Here is a 1,187-nt window from a genome sequence, read left to right as displayed (position 1 = left end):
GGAGGGTTCGGGGAATAAGGGCTTCAAAATGGCCCATTGCTCGTCGGATAGTTCTTCTCGTTTTGCCATGCACTAACGTACACAGCTCTATATCAAAGTACAAGTACTATTTTTGAGATAGCTTCTAGTAATGAACAGATGAACGTATTTCAGCTCCTGAACCATCAAAACTATTTCTCCCAAAAATATTTTTATAAAAATCATAAACTCGTTCGGCACCCCAATGAGCATCGACTGCGGAATTGTCTGAATTCCAATAGTTATCAGAATCAGTAAGCAATGTTCCCGGCAGGGTTGTGCCATGGTTTAGGGTGTAAGTTTTTATTGTCCGCAATGTATCACTCATTTGATAATTCGTCGTATTCCACTTTGTGTAAATGGATACTGTGCCATTATAATTACTGACACCTGAACCAGTCGCATCAGACATCGAGTTAAATTTATTTATAATTTCGCCTGTCTTTGCATCAACGAAATACTCCCAATTACCCAGCTTAGCGCCGTCAACGCAAATCTTCATTTTCCATGCAAGACGGTATTCCGCTTTGTCAAAATCACCATTGCGTGGAGCAACAACCAATTCAGGTGAGGGTTTCCAAGTTTTACTATTATCTTTGAAAACTTCTTTGATAGTTTTCTCCTGTTCTGGGTTCTCCCATCGATAATCAGCTTGTCCGAGGTCAGCAAGAGCCAAACTCAAAGCACCTTCTGACGTAATGCTCGGTATTACATCAATATTCAAATCAGGCGTAAATCTCCCGTTCACCTCAAGAACCGTATTGGCGGCGTCACTATGAAGAATCAGTTCAGCACCCCAAACATTTACGCCTTTATACGTTTGCTGAAGTTTCGCATGAGTCATACTTATATTGTCTTTGAAGATTTTCTTTACTTGAAAGTCATCGGTTGCATCGCTCATGCGAAACAATGCTTTGGATGTGCGCAGAAATTGTTTTGTTTGTGCAACATCATTGAGATTGATATTTTTTGCCAATGTTCCACGGATAGAACGAGGCACACCGGAGTTGATATCAATGTCCAAATTTTCAATTTTCTGGTATAAATTTTTTGCTTTTTGGAATAGACTATCGTTCTTTGTAGTCTGAGCGATACCCTGTGTTAACGATGCAAACATTATCGTAAACAACAGAAAATAAAGACTGCGACTTAATGCTTTCATTGTTTTC

The 1,187-nt window shown here is 39.5% G+C and carries 1 protein-coding gene; it reads right to left on the bottom strand.

The genetic code is table 11. The features are described 5' to 3' along the window. Positions 1 to 124: 124 nt before the first annotated feature. The gene (locus F9K23_18800; protein ID KAB2912526.1) at positions 125 to 1,180 is read right to left on the bottom strand and encodes a hypothetical protein; all 1,056 of its coding nucleotides are present in this window, start codon (positions 1,178 to 1,180) and stop codon (positions 125 to 127) included. Positions 1,181 to 1,187 lie beyond the last annotated feature (7 nt).

This window comes from Bacteroidota bacterium (genome assembly GCA_008933805.1).
In the GTDB taxonomy this organism is placed as follows: domain Bacteria; phylum Bacteroidota; class Bacteroidia; order UBA8524; family UBA8524; genus SB11.
This window is presented reverse-complemented; position numbering and strand designations above follow the sequence as displayed.

Bases quoted from the DNA above. Each gene is read 5' to 3' on its own strand.
- F9K23_18800 (KAB2912526.1), bottom strand. From the start codon at position 1,180: ATGAAAGCATTAAGTCGCAGTCTTTATTTTCTGTTGTTTACGATAATG.